At 68.0% G+C, this 18,354-nt stretch carries 17 protein-coding genes; 10 read left to right on the top strand and 7 right to left on the bottom strand.

Annotated elements, in window-relative coordinates; translation table 11 throughout:
* Nucleotides 1-240 precede the first annotated feature (240 nt).
* The 3 genes from GXN78_RS36570 to GXN78_RS36560 are packed head-to-tail and all read left to right on the top strand — an operon-like array spanning nucleotide 241 to nucleotide 2,687.
* Nucleotides 241-1,074 (top strand): transporter substrate-binding domain-containing protein, encoded by an 834-nt coding sequence (locus GXN78_RS36570; protein WP_106556326.1) that lies wholly within the window; start codon nucleotides 241-243, stop codon nucleotides 1,072-1,074.
* A gap of 10 nt (nucleotides 1,075-1,084) precedes the next feature.
* Nucleotides 1,085-1,888 carry an amino acid ABC transporter permease gene (locus GXN78_RS36565; RefSeq protein WP_106556238.1) on the top strand — a complete coding sequence of 268 codons (804 nt, stop codon included), beginning with the start codon at nucleotides 1,085-1,087 and terminating at the stop codon, nucleotides 1,886-1,888.
* A gap of 1 nt (nucleotide 1,889) precedes the next feature.
* Nucleotides 1,890-2,687: an amino acid ABC transporter ATP-binding protein gene (locus GXN78_RS36560; RefSeq protein WP_106556237.1), complete on the top strand. Its 798-nt coding sequence runs from the start codon at nucleotides 1,890-1,892 to the stop codon at nucleotides 2,685-2,687.
* Here the strand turns inward: GXN78_RS36560 and GXN78_RS36555 are convergent.
* Nucleotides 2,641-3,585, bottom strand: a complete 945-nt coding sequence (locus GXN78_RS36555; RefSeq protein ID WP_106556236.1) for a LysR family transcriptional regulator — start codon at nucleotides 3,583-3,585, stop codon at nucleotides 2,641-2,643. The genes GXN78_RS36560 and GXN78_RS36555 overlap by 47 nt on opposite strands.
* A 140-nt stretch (nucleotides 3,586-3,725) precedes the next feature.
* Between GXN78_RS36555 and GXN78_RS36550 the strand changes: the two genes are divergently transcribed.
* From GXN78_RS36550 to GXN78_RS36520, 7 genes are all read left to right on the top strand, one after another.
* Nucleotides 3,726-5,111, top strand: a complete 1,386-nt coding sequence (locus tag GXN78_RS36550; RefSeq protein ID WP_106556235.1) for a DUF1338 family protein — start codon at nucleotides 3,726-3,728, stop codon at nucleotides 5,109-5,111.
* A gap of 17 nt (nucleotides 5,112-5,128) precedes the next feature.
* Nucleotides 5,129-6,526: an FAD-binding oxidoreductase gene (locus tag GXN78_RS36545; RefSeq protein WP_106556325.1), complete on the top strand. Its 1,398-nt coding sequence runs from the start codon at nucleotides 5,129-5,131 to the stop codon at nucleotides 6,524-6,526.
* 9 nt (nucleotides 6,527-6,535) lie between these two features.
* Nucleotides 6,536-7,729 (top strand): PLP-dependent aminotransferase family protein, encoded by a 1,194-nt coding sequence (locus tag GXN78_RS36540; protein ID WP_106556234.1) that lies wholly within the window; start codon nucleotides 6,536-6,538, stop codon nucleotides 7,727-7,729.
* Between the two features lie 72 nt (nucleotides 7,730-7,801).
* Nucleotides 7,802-8,266, top strand: coding sequence for an Lrp/AsnC family transcriptional regulator (locus GXN78_RS36535; RefSeq protein WP_106556324.1), 465 nt, complete (start codon nucleotides 7,802-7,804; stop codon nucleotides 8,264-8,266).
* Nucleotides 8,267-8,286: 20 nt separating this feature from the next.
* Entirely contained in the window at nucleotides 8,287-8,952 is a 666-nt protein-coding gene (locus GXN78_RS36530) for a hypothetical protein (RefSeq protein WP_106556233.1), read from the top strand.
* A 156-nt stretch (nucleotides 8,953-9,108) separates the two neighbouring features.
* Nucleotides 9,109-9,834, top strand: coding sequence for an aspartate/glutamate racemase family protein (locus GXN78_RS36525; RefSeq protein WP_106556232.1), 726 nt, complete (start codon nucleotides 9,109-9,111; stop codon nucleotides 9,832-9,834).
* A 1-nt stretch (nucleotide 9,835) separates the two neighbouring features.
* A complete protein-coding gene (locus GXN78_RS36520) occupies nucleotides 9,836-10,642 on the top strand; it encodes an aspartate dehydrogenase domain-containing protein (RefSeq protein ID WP_106556231.1) in 807 nt (268 codons plus the stop codon).
* Between the two features lie 12 nt (nucleotides 10,643-10,654).
* Here the strand turns inward: GXN78_RS36520 and GXN78_RS36515 are convergent, their stop codons facing one another.
* The 6 genes from GXN78_RS36515 to GXN78_RS36490 all read right to left on the bottom strand — a co-directional run bounded on the left by GXN78_RS36515 (nucleotide 10,655) and on the right by GXN78_RS36490 (nucleotide 18,336).
* Nucleotides 10,655-11,632 carry a tripartite tricarboxylate transporter substrate binding protein gene (locus GXN78_RS36515; protein ID WP_106556230.1) on the bottom strand — a complete coding sequence of 326 codons (978 nt, stop codon included), beginning with the start codon at nucleotides 11,630-11,632 and terminating at the stop codon, nucleotides 10,655-10,657.
* 86 nt (nucleotides 11,633-11,718) lie between these two features.
* Nucleotides 11,719-13,008 (bottom strand): phosphopyruvate hydratase, encoded by a 1,290-nt coding sequence (gene eno, locus GXN78_RS36510; protein WP_106556229.1) that lies wholly within the window; start codon nucleotides 13,006-13,008, stop codon nucleotides 11,719-11,721.
* Nucleotides 13,009-13,019: 11 nt separating this feature from the next.
* A complete protein-coding gene (gene pyk / locus GXN78_RS36505) occupies nucleotides 13,020-14,435 on the bottom strand; it encodes a pyruvate kinase (RefSeq protein ID WP_106556228.1) in 1,416 nt (471 codons plus the stop codon).
* 1 nt (nucleotide 14,436) lies between these two features.
* Nucleotides 14,437-15,741: a glycerate kinase gene (locus GXN78_RS36500; protein ID WP_106556323.1), complete on the bottom strand. Its 1,305-nt coding sequence runs from the start codon at nucleotides 15,739-15,741 to the stop codon at nucleotides 14,437-14,439.
* Between the two features lie 20 nt (nucleotides 15,742-15,761).
* Nucleotides 15,762-17,111: a dicarboxylate/amino acid:cation symporter gene (locus GXN78_RS36495; protein ID WP_106556227.1), complete on the bottom strand. Its 1,350-nt coding sequence runs from the start codon at nucleotides 17,109-17,111 to the stop codon at nucleotides 15,762-15,764.
* A 136-nt stretch (nucleotides 17,112-17,247) separates the two neighbouring features.
* Complete coding sequence (locus GXN78_RS36490; RefSeq protein ID WP_106556226.1) at nucleotides 17,248-18,336, bottom strand: tartrate dehydrogenase; 1,089 nt, start codon at nucleotides 18,334-18,336, stop codon at nucleotides 17,248-17,250.
* Nucleotides 18,337-18,354 lie beyond the last annotated feature (18 nt).

Genomic DNA, 18,354 nt, shown 5'->3' with positions numbered 1-18,354 from the left:
GTCATGGCTCATGCGCTTTCCACCTGAAGTCGCCTTGCGGGGCTCTTGGCGCGAAGCTTGCGCAATCCATGACCGAGCGTCCAAGTCGTCGAAGGCGCTGACGGATCGACGAGAACTTTTCGTCGTCCTGACGATGTGCCACGTTGAATGTGACAGCACTGACTTCTAGACTTGGCTCGGGCTGGAGAGCATTACTTTCCTATTCTTTCAATGGCAAGCTTCTTGCATGGAGATGACGTGTTGACGACAAAGCGATTTTTCTTGCGTGCCCTGGTGGCGCTGACGAGTGTGTGTGCGGTCGGACTTGCGTCCGCGCAGGAAGCCGAAAGCGCGATGGCCCGGGTGCAGCGGACCAAGGTCCTGCGCGTGGGTGCCGTCGCCGGCGCCATTCCCTACTTCAACAAGGACCTCGCCTCCGGCAAATGGGAGGGCTTCGGTCCCGACTTTTCCGAGAGCCTGGCGCAGAAGCTGGGCGCCAAGGTCGAGTATGTCGAGACCACCTGGGGCAATGCGGTGCTGGACCTCCAGGCCAACAAGATCGACGCGATGTTCGGCATGGCTCCCACGCCCGCGCGCAAGGAGGTCGTCAACTTCAGCGAGACCCTCTTCGACAACACCTACACGGCGGTGTGCAAGAAGGGCTATCCGCAGAAGACCTGGGAGCAGCTCAACACGCCCGAGACCAAGATCGTGGTGGACGTGGGCTCCAGCCATGACCAGCTCGCCACCAAGGTGCTGCCCAAGGCCGAGGTCACCCGGCTCGAGAACTCCGGCGCCGCCACCATGGCGCTGCAGGCGGGCCGCTCCGATTGCCAGATCCTGGTGATCCTGCTGGCGCAGCCGCTGCTCGCGAAGCGCGCATCGATCGGCACCATGTACATCCCCCAGCCCGTCTACACCGCGCCGGTGAGCATCGGCCTGCGCAAGGAGTCCGATCCCGCCTTCCAGAAGGCGACGAACGCGTGGCTGGCCGATGTCCGCACCAAGGGCGAAGTGCGCAGCATCATCCTGAAGAACATGGAGAAACTCGCCGGCGTGCCCGCGAGCGCCTTCCCGCCCGAAATCAAGTTCTGAGGAGCCAGTCATGCAATACGCTGAGCCTGCGGCGGAAGACAAGGGCCGCTCCCACCTGGGGATGGCACTGCTGGTGGTGCTTGCGATCGCCGGCCTGTGGGCCGCGGCGAAGCACTTCACGGGGGTCGCGCCGGGCGCAGCGGCGGCCGGCTACGACTGGGACTTCGCCGTCCTCTGGAAGTACCGCACCCTGCTGGCCACGGGCCTGCTCTACACGCTGGTCTTCACCGTCATCTGCGTGATCCTCGGCCTCCTGGTCGGCCTGCTGACCGGCCTCGGCAGGCTCTCCAGCAACCCGCTGCTGACGGCGCCGCTGCGCGCCTACATCGAGGTGTTCCGCTGTACGCCCGTGCTGGTGCAACTGGTGTGGTTCTACTACGCGCTGCCGGTGCTCACGGGCATCGAGATGTCCGCGATGGGCGCCGCCACCCTGTGCCTGGCGCTGTACGGCGGCGCCTTCTACTCGGAGATCGTCCGTGGCGGCATCATCTCCATCGACCTCGGCCAGACCGAGGCGGCCAAGGCGCTGGGCATGACGCGCTTCCAGCTGATGCGGCGGATCATCCTGCCGCAGGCCTTCAAGAAGATGGTCCCGCCCTTGATGAACCAGTCGATCATGCAGCTGAAGAACACCTCGCTGCTCTCGGTGCTGGCCGTGCCGGACCTGCTGTACCAGGGCCAGGTGATCGCGCACGACACCTACCGCCCGCTCGAGGTCTACACCTTCATCGCGGTGGCGTACTTCGCCGTGCTGCTGCCGATCACCATCTGGGCCAAGCGCATGGAATACGGCGCCGGCCCCAAGGAAGCTTGAGATGAACCAGCCTTTGATCGACATCGCGGGCCTGAAGAAATCCTTCGGCGCGCACGTGGTCCTGAAGGACATCACCCTGCAGGTCGAGCGCGGCCAGGTGGTGGCCATGATCGGGCCCTCGGGCTCGGGCAAGTCCACGCTGCTGCGCTGCATCAACCTGCTGTCGGTGCCCGAGGGCGGGCGCATCACCGTCGGCGACCAGAGCATCGAGTTCAACGGCAAGCACACGACGCTGCCCAGCGAGAAGAAGCTGGCGAAGTTCCGCGCGTCCACCGGGATGGTGTTCCAGCACTTCAACCTGTTCCCGCACATGACAGCGCTGCAGAACGTGATGGAGGGCCCGGTCACCGTGCTGAAGACGCCCAAGGCCGAGGCGGAAGCCGCGGCGCGGGAACTGCTGAAGAAGGTGGGCCTGTTGGAGCGCGCCGACTACTACCCCGACAAGCTGTCCGGCGGACAGAAGCAGCGTGTCGCGATCGCGCGTGCGCTGGCCATGAAGCCGGCCGTGATGCTGTTCGACGAGGCGACCTCGGCGCTGGACCCGGAGCTGGTCGGCGAAGTCCTGAACGTCATCAAGGGCCTGGCGAAGGAGGGCATGACCATGATCCTGGTCACGCACGAGATCGGCTTCGCGCGCGAGGTGGCGGACCAGGTGATCTTCATGCGCGACGGCGTGGTGGCCGAGTGCGGGCCGCCGAGCGTGGTGATCGACAACCCCCGCCAGGAGTCGACACGCGCCTTCCTGGGCCGCTTCAAGTCTTCGGCGGGCGAAGGCCAGGCCGCGCCGGCGCTGGCTTGAGCGCGGCCGCGGAGGCCTCGCCCACCAGCCAGTCCCTGAACGCCTGGACCAGCCGGTTCCTGCCGCCGGCCTCGGGGATCGCCAGGTAGTAGGCGTGCTGGGTGATGAGCGCCTCCCGGAACAGCACCACCAAGCGCTCGGCAGCGATCTCTTCCTCGACCAGGAAGCGCGGCACCAGGGCCAGCCCGTGCCCGCTGGCCGCCGCCTGCGCGAGCATGGAGAACTGCTCGTAGCGCGGCCCGCGCATCGCATGGGGGGCCGCCACCTTCACCTGCTCGAACCATTCGGCCCACTGCGTGGGGCGCGAGGACTGCTGCAGCAGGCACAGCCCGGCGAGATCCTCCTTGTGCTGGACGCGATGGCGGCGCTTGAACTCGGGGCTGCACACCGGCACCACGCTCTCGCCGAGCAGGTAGTCGCAGGAAGCTCCCGGCCAGAAGGCCGCGCCGAAATGGATGGCCGCATCGAAGGGCTCGCGCGCGAAGTCGAAGGGCTCCGTGCGCGACGCGAAGTTGACCGTCACGTCCGGCTGCAGAGCGGCGAAGCGCTTCATGCGCGGGATCAGCCAGCGCGTGGCGAACATCGGCAGCGCCGCCAGGTTGAGCACGTCGCCGATGCCGCCCAGCGTCATGGCGCGCTGGGTGGCGCTGGCCAGCGATTCGAGCCCCCCGCGCAGTTCCGCCGCGTAAACGCGGCCCGCCTCCGTCAGTACCACGCGCTGCCGCACGCGATGGAAAAGCGCAGTGCCGATCTGATCTTCCAGCTGCTTGATCTGCCGCGAGATCGCGCTTTGCGTGAGGTGCAGCTCCGCGGCGGCGCGCGACACGCTGCCATGGCGCGCGGCGCTTTCGAAGGCCATCAGCTGCCCCACGGGTGGGAGAAATTCTCGTCTGAACATGTTGATGAAACTGCAACAAGCCGATAAGCGGCTTCAAGGAGGCGACGTCCGAACCGCGACCTGGTTCATTCAATTCTGACATCAAATCTTGACGACTTATCGATATCCATCGAGGCCGTTCGCGGCCATAGTCCGGGCCCATGAGCACCCATGCCTTCGTTCATCCCGACGACATTCGCACCCTGTTTTCACGCGCGCTGTCCGCCATGTACAGGGCGGAGGTTCCGCAGTACGGCACGCTGCTGGAGCTGGTGGCCGACATCAATGCACGGGTGCTCCACGAAGACCAGGCGCTGGCCGCACGCATGCGTTCGGCGCAGCAGCTCGATCGGCTCGACGTGGAGCGCCATGGCGCGATCCGCCTGGGCACCGCCTCCGAGCTGTCGACCCTGCGCCGCCTGTTCGCGCTGATGGGCATGAAGCCGGTGGGCTACTACGACCTGTCGATGGCGGGCGTTCCCGTGCACGCGACCGCCTTCAGGCCGGTGGACGAGCGCTCGCTGGAGCGCAATCCCTTTCGCGTGTTCACCTCGCTGCTGCGGCTGGAGCTGATCGAGGACGCGGCGCTCAGGCAGCGCGCGGCGGAGATCCTTCTCCGCCGCCGGATCTTCACGCCGGAGTGCCTGGCCCTGATCGACCAGGCCGAGCGCCAGGGCGGCCTGACGGGTGCGCAGGCGCAGGCCTTCGTCGCGCAGGCGCTCGAGACCTTCCGCTGGCACAGCGAGGCCACGGTCGACATCGGGACCTATCGCCAGCTGCGGGCCTCGCACCCGCTGGTGGCGGACGTGGTCTGCTTCAAGGGCCCGCACATCAACCACCTCACGCCCCGCGTGCTCGACATCGACGAAGCGCAGGCCGAGATGCACAGGCGCGGGCTGCGCGCCAAGGACTCGATCGAGGGACCGCCGCGGCGCCGGCATCTCATCCTGCTGCGCCAGACCAGCTTTCTGGCGCTGGAGGAGGGCATCCGCTTCCCGGGCGAGAGCGGCGCGGACGGCACGCACACCGCTCGCTTCGGCGAGATCGAGCAGCGCGGCTGCGCGTTGACCCCGCGGGGGCGGGCCCTGTATGACGAACTGCTGGCGCGCGCGCTCGCGGCCGAGCGCGCCGCTGTCCCGCGCGCCACGGCGCTGGCGCACGCCTTCGAAGCCTTTCCGGACGACCTGGCCACGCTCCATCGCGAGCGGCTCGCCTACTTCCGCTACACGCTGGACGCGGAGCGCATCGCCGCCTCGCCGCCGGATGCGGAGGCTTCGCCGGATGATTTGCTGGCGGGCGGCTGGCTGCGCTTGCAGCCGCTGGTCTATGAGGACTTCCTGCCCGTGAGCGCCGCGGGCATCTTCCGCTCGAACCTGGGATCGGAGGGGACGTCCATCCCTGCAGCCGGCGGCAATCGCGCGGCCTTCGAGGCGGCGCTCGGCACCGCGGTGCAGGACGAGTTCGCCTTGTACGAGGCGGCGCAGGCGGCCTCGCTGGCGGGCTGCCGCAGCGAGTTGCGCTGCGCGGCGGCCTCGGCCGAAAGCTGAAGTCGATGAACGGCGCGATGACTCACGATGCGCTGCTCGCCGCGTTCGCGGCACGCCTCGGAACGCCAGGCGTCCTTCTGGACGCGGCGGACAAGGCGCCCTACGAGGTGTCGGCAAGACACGGCCGAGGCCAGGCACGCGCCGTGCTGCGCCCGGCCAGCCGCGACGAGCTGGCATGGGTGATCGAGCAGCTCGCCGCCGCGGGGCAGGCCTTCGTCGTGCAGGGTGCTGCCACCGGATTGGTGGGCGCTGCCACACCCACCGAAGCAGGAAGCCAATGGGTGTTGTCAACCCAGCGCCTGCGCGACGGCCTGGAGATCGACCCGGTCAACCGCAGCGCCGTGGTGGCGGCGGGCTACCGCCTGTCCGATCTCAACCGCGCCGCGGCCGAGCATGGCCTGTGCTTCCCCATCGACCTCGGCGCCGATCCCTCCCTCGGCGGCATGGTGGCGACCAACACCGGCGGCGCGCGGCTGATCCGCTATGGCGGCGTGCGCGAGAACCTGCTGGCCGTGGAGGCGGTGCTGCTGCATCCGCCCGGTGCGCGGGTGGGCTCCACGCGCGCGCTTCGCAAGAACAACACGGGCCTGGACTGGTGCCAGCTGCTGGCGGGCACGCTCGGCGCCTTCGCGGTCCTGAGCCGCGTCACGGTCAAGCTGCATCCGGTCCAGCGGCAGGCGGCCACTGCCCTCGTCGCCGTCGAATCGCCGGCTGCGGCGATGGCGCTGCTGGGCTCGGTGGAGCAGGCGCTCGGTGAGTTCGTCAGCGCCTTCGAGGGCCTGTCCGGCCCGGCGCTGTCGGCGGCCGTCGGGCACTTGCCGGATGTGCCGGCGCCTTTCGCGAAGGCGCCGGCCTACGCGGTGCTGCTCGAGGTGTCGAGCGCGATCGGCCCGGGTGCGGGCTTCGACCTGGAGGCGCTGCTCATGGCCTGGCTCGAGTCGCAGCTCGACAGCGGCCTGGTGATCGACGCGGTCGTGGACAAGCCGCAACGTCTCTGGCGCATCCGCCATGCGGTCAGCGAATCGGTTCAGGCGCTGGGCCGGCTCGTGGCCTTCGACGTGGCGGTGAGCCGCTCCCGCTTCTCGGCCTTCCGCGCACGGGCCCTGGCCCTGATCGGCGCCCATGTCCCGGAAGCGCGCGTCTGCGACTTCGGCCACCTGGGCGACGGCGGCGTGCATCTCAACATCGTCGTGCCCCGCGAGACCGGCGACGCCGCGATCCAGGCCTTGCGCACCGCCATCTACGAGACGGTGGTCCACGAGTTCGACGGGAGCTTCAGCGCCGAGCATGGCATCGGTCCCTACAACCAGGCCTATCACCGCCGCTTCACCGACCGGCCGACGCGTGCGCTGGCAGGCGCCCTTCATCGCCACCTGGATCCGGCCGCGCGGCTCGGCAATGTGCGGCTCGACTGAAAGAAAACCATGGACCAGCATTCCTTCGTCAACGCGCGCTACGCCAGCGCGCCGGGCTCGCCGATCCGCGAGCTCAAGCGCTTTTCGGATCTGCCCGGGATGATTTCCCTGGCCGGCGGCTATCCGGCGCCGGAGCTGATGGATGCAGCGGGGCTGCAGCAGATCTTCGGCCGCTTCGCGCCCGCCGAGTTCGGCCAGGCGCTCGAATACGGCGGCACCGAAGGCGCGATGGCACTGCGCGTGCAGCTCGCACGTTTGTTGAGCGCACGCGGCATGGCCGCCGAGCCGGCCGATGTGCTGACGCTGAGCGGCTCCCAGCAGGGCATCGACCTGCTGGCCCGGACCCTGCTGAGCCCGGGCGACGTGGTGCTGGTCGAAGCGCCGACCTATCCGGCCGCGCTGTCCGCCTTTCGCTTCGCGGGTGCGTCCATCCACCAGGTTGCCACCGACGACGAAGGCCTGGTGATCGACGCCTTCGAGGCGGCCCTGGTGCGCCTCAAGCCGAAGCTGCTCTACACGGTGCCCACCTTCGGCAACCCCAGCGGACGCACGCTGGGCGAAGCGCGCCGGCGCGCGCTGCTGGAGCTGGCGGTGCGGCACCGCTGCCTGGTCATCGAGGACGACCCCTACGGCGACCTGTACTTCGACCAGCCGCCCCCGCCTGCTCTCTATTCGCTGCGCCATGCGGTCGATGGTGCCGACGGGATCGTCACCTATCTGTCCAGCCTGTCGAAGACGCTCGCGCCCGGCCTGCGGCTGGGCTGGATGCTGGGCCCGCCGGATGTGCGCCGCGCCTGCGTGCTGGCCAAGCAGACCGACGACATGCACGCCTCCACGCTCACCCAGGCCGCGGCAGCCGCTTACCTGGCGCAGGGCTTGTTCCTCGAACATCTGCCGCGTCTGAGGCAGGCCTATGCCGGCCGCGCGCGGGCCCTGGTGCGTGCGCTCAGGGAGCATCTGGGCGAGCGCCTCCGGTTCATCGAGCCGGGCGGCGGCATGTTCGTGTGGGCGCGCTTGCCCGGGGTCGACACCGCGCAATGGCTGAAGTCAGCCATCGAACATCGCGTGATGTTCGTGCCCGGCGCCGCCTTCTTCGCGCGGGAGCCCGATCCTGCGTGCTTCCGCCTGTCCTTCGCGAGCCAGGACGAGGCCGGCATCGCCGAAGGCGTCGCGCGCCTGGCGGCAGCGCTGCGTGCGGTGTAGGCCGGGCTTTCACTTGCCGGAGCAGGAGCGCAACACGCCACAATGGCTCGTTATTTGCTCCGCCAGCTGCCCATGGACATCCGACTCGACGACCTCGACCGCCACCTGCTCAGCCTGCTGCAGGCCAACGCCCGCGAGCCGGCGGCCAACCTCGCGCGCAAGCTCAAGATTGCCAGGACCACGGTGGTCGCGCGCATCGCGCGGCTCGAGCGGGAGGGCATCGTCTCGGGCTACGGCGTGCGCTTCGGCACGCGGCTGGAGCAGGCGGCCGTGCGCGCCTTCTGCGGCCTCAGCGTCAACGCCAAGAGCGGGGCGGCGGTGATCAAGGCGCTCGACCGGCTGCCCGAGGTCGAGGAGGTCTGGGCCGTGAGCGGCCAGTTCGACTACATGGCGCTCCTGCGCTGCGACACGCCCGAGCAGCTGGACGTGCTGCTGGACCAGCTCGGCCAGATCGACGGCATCAACCAGACGCACACCTCCATCGTGCTGAGCCGCAAGATCGATCGCCGCAGCACGGTGGCGTCGGCGGTCCATTGATCCGGGCGGGCGCTTCGGCCATGGCTGCCTGCCAGGGATTTCTGGGCGTGCTGATGCTGGACACGCGCTTCCCGCGGCCGCCCGGCGACATCGGCAACCCGGAGACCTTCAGGCGCGCGGGCATCCCCGTGCGCTTCGTGACCATCGAAGGCGCCTCGCCGAAGCGCATCGTCGAGGAGGCCGACCCGAGCCTGATGAAGCCCTTTGTCGATGCGGCGATCCGACTGGTCGAGGAGGGCGCGTCGATGATCACCACGAGTTGCGGCTTCCTGGCGGCCTGGCAGCTGGCGATGGCCGCGGCGGTGCCGGTGCCGGTCGTCACGTCCAGCATCCTGCAGTGCCGGTCCTTCGCGAAGCCCGGGATCGTCACCTTCGACGCGGCTTCTCTTCACCCGCACATCCTCGATGCCGCGGGGGTTCCGCAGGGAACGCCGGTGCAGGGCGTGCGGGCAGGTTGCGAGTTCCACCGCCGCATCCTCGGCAACGAGGCGCAGATGGACTTCACGCAGGCCGAGCAGGACGTGGTCGAGGCCGCGGTGGCCCTGGTGACGCGCTGTCCGTGGGTCGAAGACCTGGTGATGGAGTGCACCAACATGCCGCCCTACCGGGAAGCGGTCGCGCGATCCACCGGCCGTGCCGTGCACGACATCGAAACCTTGGTTTTGTCGACGTGGGCGGCGCTCTAGTCGAAGCGCGTCAACGGGATCGCCGATGTGACGAAGAACTCGGCCCTGGCGACGATCTGATCGATTGTGCGTGACAGCCCTGATCAATAGACTTCCCCCGGAAGTCAAGTTCCGAAACGACGCTGCGAAGCGCGATCCCAATCCAGGAAATCCTCCATGAAACTCAAAGGCGGCCATACCACCTATGGCCAGCAGATCGGCGTTCTGATGCTGGATACCTTTTTCCCGCGACCGCCAGGCGACATCGGCAACAACGCCTCGTTCGACTTCCCGGTCAAATACAAGATCGTGAAGGGAGCCCATGCCACCAAGATCATGGGCGATCATCCCGACCTCGCCTTGATCGAGCCCTTCATCGTTGCGGCGAAGGAACTGGAGGTCGAGGGCGTCCGCGCCATCACCACCAGCTGCGGCTTCCTCGGGCCGTTCCAGAAGCAGATCGCCTCGCAGGTCGGCATTCCGGTCTTCACCTCGTCGCTGATGCAGGCACCCCTGATCCACGCGATGCTGCCGCCGGGAAAGATCATCGGCGTGTTCACCGAGCGTGCCCATAACATGAATGACGCACATTTCAAGGGCGTCGGCTGGTCGATGGACCACATTCCCGTGCAGATCCAGGGCATGAAGCCGGACGCGCAGTTTCCGGCCACCTATATCGAGGGGCGCCGCGAACTCGACACCGACGTCCTCAAGGAAGAGATGCTCGAGATGACGCGTGAATTCATGGCCTCTTGCCCGAACCCTGGCGCCATCCTGTTCGAGTGCACGAACATGTGCCCCTTCTCGTCTTTCGTTGCCGTCGAATCCGGTCTGCCGGTCTTCGACATCAACACCCTGATCAATACCTTCTACAGCGCGGCCAATCCCCGGCGCTATCTGTGACATGAAGATCGGAATCGCCGGCTTCGGGAGCGTGGGACAGAGCGTCGCCGCGGCCTTGACGAAGGGAGCCATTCCGGAGGCGGAACTGGTCGCCATCTCCGCCCGGGATCTGGACAAGGCGCGCACCAGAGCGGCCTTGCTGAACCCCGCATTGCAGGTTGTTCCTCTGCCTGAACTTGCGCCGCTGTGTGACGTGGTGGTCGAGGCCGCAACCGGCGCTTCCCTGCCCGAGATCGCCACGGAAGTGCTCAGGCATGGAAAAGATCTGATCTGCGTGAGTGCGGGCGGGATCCTCGCGATCCCGGACCTGGAGGCCCTTGCACGCCGGCACGGTGCCAAGGTGCAGATCGCCTCCGGAACCATGCCGGGCCTCGACCTCCTGCGCGCTGCGGCAGAAGGCACCCTTCACAGCGTTCGGTTGAAGTCCCGATCCAAGCCCGCAACACTGGTCAACGAAGCGTATGTCCTGGAGCAAGGGCTCGATTTCCGAACGACGCCTCCGACTGCGCCGGTCAAGGTCTTCGAGGGACCTGCAAGGATGGCCGCGATCCACTTCCCGAAGCATCTGAATATTGCGGTGGCGGTGAGCCTGGCCGGCATCGGTCTCGATCGCACGATCGTCGAGCTCTGGATGGACCCGCACATCCCCGGAGCCATCAGCGTTCTGCAGATCGAGGCGGAGGAAGTCAGCCTCACCCTGGAGAGCAGGAATCTTCCCTCCGCCAACCCCAAGACATCACGAATCGTCGCGCCCAGCGTGCTCGCGGCAATCCGCTCTCGGGTCGCGACGATCCGCGTCGGGTCTTGAAGCGCCCGCGACTCAATCGATGGCGACCTTGGCGTCCTTGACGAGCTTCGCGTACTTGGCCGTGTCGTCCTTGATCTGCGCCGCCATCTGCGCGGGCGAGTCGCCCACCGGGTCGGCGCCGATCTCTTCCATGCGCTTCTTGAACTCGGGCGACTGGATGATCTTCACCATCTCCGCGTTGAGCTTGGCGACCACCTCCTTGGGCGTGGCCGCCGGCGCCAGGATGCCGAACCAGGTGCCCTGGTTGAAGTCCTTCATGCCGGCCTCGGCCAGCGTCGGCACGTCGGGGAGGGTGCTCGAGCGCTTCGCCGTGGTCACGGCCAGCGCGCGAAGCTTGCCCGCCTTGATGTGCTGGACCAGCGGCGTCAAGGTGTCGAAGGACATGTCCACCTGGCCGCCGAGCAGGTCGGTGGTCAGCGGCGCGCTGCCCTTGTAGGGCACGTGCAGAAGATCGACACCGGCGGTGCTCGAGAACTGCGTCCCGATCAGGTGCTGCACCGTGCCGTTGCCGTTCGAGCCGTACGACAGCTTGCCGGGTGCAGCCTTGGCTTGCGCAACAAGGCTCTTGACGTCGGTCGCCGACGACTTGGCGTTGACCACCAGCACGTTGGGCACCAGGGCCACGGTGGTGATCGGCGCGAAGCTCTTCTCGAAGTCGTAGGGCAGCTTCTTGTAGACGCTGGTGGCGATGGTGTGGTGGACCGCGCCCATGAGCAGCGTATAGCCGTCGGCCTTGGCCTTCGACACGTAGTCGGCGCCGACCGTCGCGCCCGCGCCCGGTTTGCTCTCGACGACCACCGGCTGGCCGAGGCTCTGCGAAAGCGGCGTGGTGATGGAACGCGCCAGCGCGTCCGAGCTTCCGCCGGGCGGGAAGGGAACGATCAGCGTGATCGGCTTCGCGGGCCACGACTGCGCGGCGGCGAGCGACGCGGCGAAGCCGAAGGCGATGGCGGTCAAGGTGGTGCGAGTACGGAAATTCGATGTCTTCATGGTTGTCTCCTGATGATGTGATGCGACTGTAGGCAGCCGCGGGGTGTTCGAATCACGGCTGAAGTGAAGCCGGTGTTAACCTGGATTCAAGGGTTCAAGCCGCTGCGGATGGCCGCCCGTCCTGCGAACGCGGCGTCGTTCCCGAGCTCGGCCTCGATGAGGAGCAGGCGGTTGTACTTGGCCATGCGATCCGAACGGCACAACGAGCCGGTCTTGATTTGCGTGGCGGCCGTGCAGACGCTGAGGTCGGCGATGGTGGTGTCCTCCGTTTCGCCCGAGCGGTGCGAGACCACCGCGGAGTAGCCCGCCTTGTCTGCCATGGCGATGGCGGCGAGCGTCTCGGTCAAGGTGCCGATCTGGTTCGGCTTGATCAGGATCGAGTTGGCCGCACCGCGGGCGATGCCCTGCTGCAGGATCTCGGTGTTGGTGACGAACAGGTCGTCGCCGACCAGCTGCACGCGCCGGCCCAGCTTGGCCGTCAGCAGCTCCCAGCCGGCCCAGTCGTCCTCGGCCATGCCGTCTTCGATCGTGACGATGGGATAGGCATCGACCCACCGGGCCAGGTAGTCGGCGAACTGCGTCGAGTCGAACTGCTTGGCCTCCGACGCGAGTTCATACCGACCGCCCTTGAAGAACTCCGAGCTGGCGACATCCAGTCCCAGGGCGATGTCCGTGCCGGCCTTGAAGCCGGCCTGTTCGATGGCCGCCAGGATGACCTCGATGGCCGCCTCGTTCGACGGCAGGTCGGGCGCGAAGCCGCCTTCATCGCCCACGGCCGTCGACAGGCCGCGACTTCTCAGCAGGCCCTTGAGCGAGTGGAAGACCTCCACGCCCCAGCGCATCGCTTCGGAGAACCGGGGCGCGCCGAGCGGCACGATCATGAACTCCTGCATGTCGACGTTGTTGTCGGCATGGGCGCCGCCGTTGATGATGTTCATCATCGGCAAGGGCAGCACCGGCTTGCGATCGCCGCCGATGTAGCGGTACAGCGATTCGCCCCTGGAGGCCGCGGCGGCCTTGGCCGCAGCGAGCGACACCGCAAGGATCGCGTTCGCGCCCAGCCGGGACTTCGTCCGCGTCCCGTCGAGCTCGATCATCAGCCGGTCGAGCGCGGGCTGGTCGTCGGCGGTGCGGCCGATCAGTGCCTGGCTCAGCTCGCCGTTGACGTGGCCGACGGCCTGGGTGACGCCCTTGCCCAGGTAGCGCTTCGGGTCGCCGTCGCGCAGCTCGATGGCCTCGCGGGCGCCCGTGGACGCGCCGGAGGGCGAAGCGGCGAAGCCTCTTGCGCCGTCGGACAGCAGCACCTCGGCCGCGACCGTGGGATTGCCTCGGGAGTCCAGGATCTCGAAGCCGCGGACCTGTCGAATCGTTGCCATGTCTTGTCCCTTCAGATCTGCGCGATGCGCAGCAGGTTGGTGGTGCCGGAGGTGCCGAAGGGCATGCCGGCCGAGATCACGAGCGTCTGGCCCGGCGTGCCGAAGCCTTCCTTGAGGGCAGTGCGGCATGCGAGGTCGCTCATCTCGGGCACATCCACCACTTCGTGGCAGAGCACGGCGTGGACGCCCCACGCGAGTGCCAGGCGGCGTGCCGTGGCCAGCCGCGGCGTCATGCCGATGATGGGAGCCCGCGGCCGCTCGCGCGCCATGCGCAGCGCCGAGTAGCCCGAGCTGGTGTAGGCGACGGTCGCCGCCGCGTCGAGCAGGCCGGTGATGTCGCGCATGGCCGAGCCGATGGCATCGGCAGTGCGGGCCAGGGGCTCGGCGCGCGAGGCATCGATGGCGCTGCGGTAGTTCGGATCGCTCTCGGTGTGCGCGACGATGCTGCTCATCATCTTCACGGCCTCGACGGGGTAGCGCCCGCTGGCCGATTCCGCCGACAGCATGACGGCGTCAGCCCCCTCGTAGATCGCGGTGGCGACGTCGGAGGCTTCGGCCCGCGTGGGCACCGGCGCCGTGACCATCGATTCGAGCATCTGGGTGGCGACGATCACCGGCTTGCCGGCTCGGCGGCAGGCGCGAATGATCCGCTTCTGGATCGAAGGCACCTGCTCGGCCGGCATCTCGACGCCGAGGTCGCCGCGGGCCACCATGACGGCGTCCGTTTCGGCCACGATCGCATCGAGCGAGGCGATGGCGGCCGGCTTCTCGAGCTTGGCCACGATCCCGGCGCGCTCGCCGATGATGGCGCGGGCCTCAGTGATGTCCTCCGCGCGCTGGACGAAGGACAGCGCCACCCAGTCGATGCCGAGGCGCAGCCCGTAGTCGAGGTCGGCGCGGTCCTTCGCGGTCATCGCCGAAAGCGGCAGCACGACGCCGGGCACGTTCACGCCCTTGCGGTCGGAAAGGGTGCCGCCGTTGACAACGCGGGTCTCCGCGAAGTCCGCGCCGAAGGTCTCGACGCGCAAGCGAAGGCGGCCGTCGTCCAGCAGCAGCTCCGTGCCGGTCTCCAGCGCTGCGAAGATCTCGGGGTGCGGCAGCGCCACGCGCGCCGCGCTGCCGGGCGTCTTGGCGTCGAGGTCGAGGCGGAAGGACTTGCCCTCGATCAGGACCACGGGCCCATCGGGAAAGGTGCCGATGCGCAGCTTGGGCCCTTGCAGGTCCAGCAACACGCCGATCGGCCGGCCGCTGTCGCGCTCGACTTCGCGGATCAGGTCCAGGCGGCGCTTGTGGTCTTCGTGCGTGCCGTGGCTGAAGTTCAACCGGAACACGTCGGCACCCGCATCGAACAGGGCCTGGATTGTCTTGCGCTCGTCGCTGGCCGGCCCGAGGGTCGCCACGATCTTCGCGTGCTTGTTTCTTCGCATGTCAGTTCCTCTGGGTTGCACCATCGGCACCGCCGGGGTCGGCCGTGATCACGATCGCGCGAAAGTCGTTCACATTGGTCAAGGTCGGGCCGGTCACGACCGAGTCGCCGAGCGCCTCGAAGAAGCCGTGGCCGTCGTTGTCGTCGAGCCGCGCCCGGGGCTGGAGGCCTTGCGCCCAGGCGCGCGCCAGCGTGTCGGGGGCCAAGAGCGCGCCCGCGATCTCTTCCTGGCCGTCGACGCCGTCGGTATCGCCGGCCAGCGCATGAATGCCCGGCTCCCCATCCAGCGCGATGCCGAGCGAGAGCAGAAACTCGACATTGCGGCCGCCGCGCCCCTTGCCGCGCAAGGTCACCGTGGTCTCGCCGCCGGAGAGCAGCACGCAGGGCGGCGGCACCGGCTGGCCACGCCGCGCCACCTGCAGCGCGATGCCGGCCAGGGTCTTGGCCACGTCGCGGGCCTCGCCCTCGATGGCGTCGCCGAGGATGCAGGGCTTCAACCCGGCATCCCGTGCCACCGCCGCTGCCGCTTCGAGCGCCATCTGCGGTGTCGCGATGAAGCGGGTGTCGATCTCGGGCAGGCGGGGATCGCCGGCCTTCAGCGATTCGCCTTCGCCGCTCTCGAGCCATGCCCGTGCCTGCGTCGGTAGCTCGATGCCGTAGCGGCGCAGGATGTCCAGCGCATCGGCACAGGTGCTCGGGTCCGGCACGGTCGGGCCCGAAGCGATGTCGATGGGGTCGTCGCCCGGAACGTCTGACAACAGCAGGTTGAGGACCCGCGCGGGCTTGCATGCCGCGGCCAGCCGCCCGCCCTTGATGAGCGACAGGTGCCGCCGCACGCAGTTCATCTCGCCGATGCTCGCCCCGCTGGCGAGCAGCGCGCGGTTGAGCGCCTGCTTGTCGGCAAGGCCGAGCCCGGGCGGCGGGAGGGTCAGCAGGGAGGAGCCGCCGCCGGAAATCAGGCACAGCACCAGGTCGTCCGGCGTCAGTCCCTGCACCAGTGCCAGCATCCGCCGCGCAGCCGCCTCGCCGGCTGCATCGGGGACCGGGTGCGCGGCCTCGACGATCTCGATGCGCTCGCAGGGCACGGCATAGCCGTAGCGCGTCACCACCAGGCCCGACAGGGCCCCTGGCCAATGCGCTTCCACCGCGCGGGCCATGGCCGCCGATGCCTTGCCCGCGCCGACCACGACGAGCCGGCCGTTCGGCGGCTGCGGCAGGTGGCGAGGCACGCACAGCGCGGGCTGGGCCGCGGCGATCGCTGCGTCGAACATGGCGCGAAGCAGGGTGCGTGGATCGGGGGTTTTCATGACGGTGCCTGCCAGCCGGATCAAGCCGTTGCCTGCGTGTTCTGCGAGACGCGGATCGGCGTGACCTTGGCCTCGTCGTCGCCTTCGTACAGCTCATCCAGGTCCTCAGGGTCCGTCTTGCCGTCGAGCACCTGCGCCAGGCGCTGCCGATCGACCGAGCCCACCCAGCGCGCGATGGCGACGGTGCCGACCGCATTGCCGATCGTGTTGGTGATGGCGCGCGCCTCCGACATGAAGCGGTCCACGCCCAGCAGCAGCACCATGCCGGCGACCGGGATCTTCCCCATCGAGGCGAGCGTCGCCGCCAGCGTGATGAAGCCGGAACCGGTCACGCCCGCCGAGCCCTTGGAGGTGAGCAGCAGCACGCCCAGCACCACCAGCTGGTCGGTCAGGGTCAGCGGCGTGTTGGTGGCCTGGGCGATGAAGATCGCCGCCATCGTGTAGTAGATGCACTGGCCGTCCGGATTGAAGGTCAGGCCGGAGGGCACGACGAGGCCGACCACCGGCTTGGAGACGCCGGCATGCTCGAGCTTGCGCATGAGCTGCGGCACGACCGATTCGGAGGAACTGGTGCCGAGCACCGTGAAGAGCTCGTCCTTGATGTACTTGAGGAACTTCCACAGGCTGAAGCCGGAGAGCCGTGCGATCCCGCCGAGCACCAGCGCGACGAACAGGAAGCAGGTGATGTACATCGTGCCCATCAGCTTGCCGAGCGACACGATCGACCCCAGGCCGTACTTCCCCACGGTGAAGGCCATCGCGCCGAAGGCCGCCAGCGGCGCAAGCCGCATGACCATCCCGACGACGGAGAACACGCCGTGGGTGAACGAGTCGAGGAAGTCCACCACCGGCTTGGCACGCGGCCCGATGTGCGACAGCGCCACGCCGAACATCGTGGCGAAGACCAGGATCTGCAGGATGTCGTTCTTGGCCAGCGCATCGACGATGCTCGTGGGCACCAGGTGCAGCATGAAGTCGACGAAGCCCTCGGGTTTCGCGGCGGAGGCCGTATAGCTCGCGATGGACTTCGTGTCGAGCTGCGTGGCGTCGATGTTCATGCCGTTGCCCGGCCCGACGACGTTGACGACGACCAGGCCCAGCGCCAGGGCGAAGGTGGACAGCACCTCGAAGTAGATCAGCGCGCGGACGCCGACGCGGCCGAGCTCCTTCATGTTCTCCATGCGTGCGATGCCGAGCACCACCGTGGCGAAGATGATCGGGGCGAAGACCATCTTGATCAGCTTGATGAAGATGTCGCCCAGGGGCTTGAAGTCGCTGGCGATGTGGGGGGCGAAGAAGCCAAGGGCCACGCCGGCGAAGACGCCGATCAGCACTTGGACGTACAGCTTGCCGAAGAAGCGGCGCATCATTTGTCTCCAGGTATCGGGTAGGCACGAGCGGGCCCCGGCAGCACTTGGCGGCTGCTTTCGAGACGGGGAACGGCGCGCTGCGCCGGCCCTCGGGAATGGCGAGCAGACCCCGGGGCCGGCCCGGGGTCAGGCGGCGTCAGGCAGCCTTGCGCTGCGAGCTGCCGGCCACCAGACTGCACATGGCCCGGGTGACTTCCGCCGTGGTGGCCTTCCCGCCCAGGTCGCGGGTGTGCAGCGACTTGTCGGCGGTCACTTTCTCGATGGCCTGCATCACGCGCTGGGCGGCCTCGGTCTCGCCGAGGTGCTCCAGCAGCATCACCACCGACCAGAAGGTGCCCACCGGATTCGCCAGGCCCTTGCCCATGATGTCGAAGGCCGAGCCGTGGATGGGCTCGAACATCGACGGATAGCGGTGCTCCGGATCGATGTTGCCGGTGGGCGCGATGCCCAGGCTGCCGGCCAGCGCGGCGGCGAGGTCGCTCAGGATGTCGGCGTGCAGGTTGGTCGCGACGATGGTGTCGAGCGATGCCGGGTTGTTGATCATCCGGGCCGTCGATGCATCGACGAGCTCCTTGTCCCACTTGACGTCGGGGAACTCCTTGGAGATCTGCACGGCGATCTCGTCCCACATGACCATCGCATGGCGCTGGGCGTTGCTCTTGGTGATGACCGTGAGCTGCTTGCGGGGACGCGACTGGGCCAGCTTGAAGGCGAAGCGCATGATGCGCTCCACGCCGGCGCGGGTCATCATCGACACGTCGGTCGCGGCCTCGATCGGGTGGCCCTGGTGCACGCGGCCGCCGACGCCGGAGTACTCGCCTTCGGAGTTCTCGCGAACGATGACCCAGTTCAGATCGTCCGGGCCGCAGCGCTTGAGCGGGCCGTCGATGCCGGGCAGGATGCGCGTCGGGCGCACGTTGGCGTACTGGTCGAAGCCTTGGCAGATCTTCAGGCGCAGGCCCCAGAGTGTGATGTGGTCGGGGATGTGCGGGTCGCCGGCGGAGCCGAACAGGATCGCGTCCTTGTCGCGGATGGCGTCCAGGCCGTCCTCCGGCATCATCACGCCGTGCTCGCGGAAGTAGTCGCCGCCCCAGTCGAAGTTCTCGAACTCGAAATTGAAACTGCTGCCGGCCGAGGCCAGCGCCTCCAGGACTTCCTGGCCTGCGGGCACGACTTCCTTGCCGATGCCGTCTCCGGGGATGGTGGCGATCTTGTACGTCTTCATGGGTTTGTCTCCGTGGGT

The sequence above is a fragment of the Variovorax sp. WS11 genome (genome assembly GCF_010499245.1).
In the GTDB taxonomy this organism is placed as follows: Bacteria; Pseudomonadota; Gammaproteobacteria; order Burkholderiales; family Burkholderiaceae_C; genus Variovorax.
The sequence above is the reverse complement of the archived record's forward strand: the minus strand, read 5'-3'. Positions and strand labels throughout refer to the sequence as shown.